Origin of the sequence: Rodentibacter rarus (genome assembly GCF_001998965.1) — a bacterium.
Classification (GTDB): domain Bacteria; phylum Pseudomonadota; class Gammaproteobacteria; order Enterobacterales; family Pasteurellaceae; genus Rodentibacter; species Rodentibacter rarus.
This window is the reverse complement of record NZ_MLHJ01000027.1, coordinates 1-2,426: the sequence shown is the minus strand read 5'-3', so window position 1 is coordinate 2,426 and position 2,426 is coordinate 1. Positions and strand designations below refer to the sequence as shown.

Sequence of the window (2,426 nt, the reverse complement as noted above, 5' to 3'; positions counted from 1 at the left end):
ATCATAGCTAAAACAATACGACAAGGACGATATTACATAAATCCAAATTTCGTATTTAATGGCGACCGTATAGCCTTTACGACCTTAATCGAGAGGAAAAAACAGGATCAACCAGAGCAATTAGATTTAGTTGAACCTACCGACCAAGACCAAACCCTTTAGAACGCTTTAAATCGTCCATAGAGAGATTTTTTTGTTTTTCCTGTACTTTGGCTTGGCTTTGTTTCATTTGCTCGTTAAAACGCATTTTAGACAGCTCCTGTTGCGTTTTCTGTAACTTCGCTTGGGTTTCCCCTAACTTCTGGCGTAAATCGTTAATTTGAGCTGTTTTATGGTCTAAAATCGCCTGCATTTTAGCGTTCACACGATCAACCACAACTTGATCGTCTTCATAGGTATCTTGAAAAAGTCCCTTTTTGAGTAACTTCGGCGTAATATCTTCCATTGTCATTTTTGGTGTTTCTTGCTCCAAATGCCCGTAGAACCGTTTTACTCGCTGATGTTTCGCCTTCGAGCCTTCCACCCCCCTTTTCAGTCCAAATTTCTGCACTCGTTCAGCAAAATTGGATTGCATTTGAGAGAGCTTTTCACGCCCACCCAGAAAGGCTTTACAGTTCAATTTGCCCCGTTCATCAATCGGCACAACGTATGCCACAAGGTGTGGAGTGGTCTCATCAAGATGAATACCAACGTATTTCACATTATCCACCCCGTGCCGCTCTTTCAGCCATTCTTGAGCCGTATGGAAATACTGTAACCGCTCTTGCTCATTCGCTTGAGAAAACCATTCAGGGCTTGCGGTAATCAGATATTCCACGCACTTCACACAGTCAGCACGGTATTTATCAGGTAATCCATCCTTGATTTTCTGTAAAACCTGCTCCGAGTTATTGCCACCAATGTGTGCATTTAACGCTGTCCGAATTTCGTCCGCATTCGGCGTTAATCGCTCCCTGAAAGTGTGTTGTAGGCTTGCTGAAATATTGCCCCAATCCTTCAGTTTTGTTGTTCTCAAAATCGCAAAACTCATCTTAATTTTCCTTATCGCATAACCGTTCTTCGTAGCTTGATATTAGCATAATTTTAATTAGGTGTACTCACTACACCAAATTTTGCAAATTTGGTCGTTCGTCCTGCGGAGCAGACACAAAAAAACCGCCATAAAGGCGGTTTCTTATGTTATACTTTTCAACGGTTGGTCAGGCACTCGTTGCCTGATTGCCGTCAGGTAACGTTGTCTCGATCAATTTGTGTAAACCACTAACCGATAGGAGACTGTTATGCCAAACTGGTTAAAATGGGTTTTGCTCATTTCGATCATTTTGTTGTTATCTGGCGACACTTCGCAGGCGTTTAGCTAGATAGCAACCAACCATAGATTAAGGGGCGGAGCAATTCGCCCCTTTTTCTTTGGTTATTTTATGATTTAACCTGTGGGATTTCAAGTTAAATAGGGCGATTACATCGCACAAGTGGGGGCCTCTGCTTGGTGAACCCGTATCCGCAGGCGTGGTTTTGTCAAGGACGGCGTAGCCGCCTGCGTAGCAGGTTGCCTTGACGAAACCCTTGAGCCGTAGGATACAGTGCCACCAAGCAGAACCACCCACGAACGTAGGACGAAGTGAGATCGGGGGTATTCATCTTGGCACATTATGGGGATTACGCTCTTTCAGCCGTCAAGGGTACGCTACGCCGACTTCGTCGCCCTTGACAGCTGACCGCTCCACCCCGTCATTTAACCAAGACGAATGCCCCCTTGTGCGTAGTACGCAAAACAGCGAGCAAAGCGAGCGTTCTATCTTTGCCATTTTTGTAAAAAATGGCGTTCTTATTCGCCAGAATAAGAACTAAGAAGGGAAATAGCGATGAAGTATTGAAAATCCTAGAAAGTGGTGATCAGGATCAGTACTACGGTAGCTCAACCCTGGTTCTACGGTAGCTCAAAAAACACCTTGATTTTGAGCTACCTAAGATTTATTATGACATTACAAAGCTCAAATAAGGGGGTGAAAATGAGCTACCCAAGATATAAAACAAACCCATTTATTGAACAAATGGTAGTGCCAGTTAAAGACAAAAAAGTGCAGATTTCACGTTTAGGTCGTGATGATAATATTCTAGTCAATCAAAACACAGGGGAGATACTAGGAACTCACGTTACAACCTATAAACGAGTTGACGCAGACCAATTTGTAAAATTATTTACAGCAAATGTAGCAATGACCTTTGAGCTTACGTCCGCTGGTATCAAAACTTTTAGCGTATTGATTTGGTCTGTCCAACACCACGCATTAGCTAAAGACGAAGTAGATTTAGATAATTTTGTGCTAGATGATTTTATTACAGCTCATTCAGAAAAAGAGCCACCAGTAAAACTAAGTTTAGCAACGTTCAAACGTGGCTTGAATGAATTAGAAAAAGCCAAA

3 protein-coding genes are annotated in these 2,426 nt (G+C 42.6%); 2 read left to right on the top strand and 1 reads right to left on the bottom strand.

Annotation, left to right across the window (positions count from 1 at the left end; translation table 11 throughout):
* Positions 1-136 precede the first annotated feature (136 nt).
* A complete protein-coding gene (gene mobV / locus BKK50_RS03965) occupies positions 137-1,030 on the bottom strand; it encodes a MobV family relaxase (protein ID WP_077415530.1) in 894 nt (297 codons plus the stop codon).
* A gap of 524 nt (positions 1,031-1,554) precedes the next feature.
* Between mobV and BKK50_RS12245 the strand changes: the two genes are divergently transcribed.
* The gene (locus BKK50_RS12245) at positions 1,555-1,851 is read left to right on the top strand and encodes a hypothetical protein (protein WP_143529750.1); all 297 of its coding nucleotides are present in this window, start codon (positions 1,555-1,557) and stop codon (positions 1,849-1,851) included.
* A 128-nt stretch (positions 1,852-1,979) separates the two neighbouring features.
* Positions 1,980-2,426: hypothetical protein (locus BKK50_RS03960; RefSeq protein WP_244149413.1), on the top strand; the 447-nt coding region annotated here is incomplete at its 3' end.

Excerpts from the sequence above, each read along its gene's own strand:
- mobV (WP_077415530.1), bottom strand. The coding sequence starts at position 1,030 with ATGAGTTTTGCGATTTTGAGAACAACAAAACTGAAGGATTGGGGCAAT.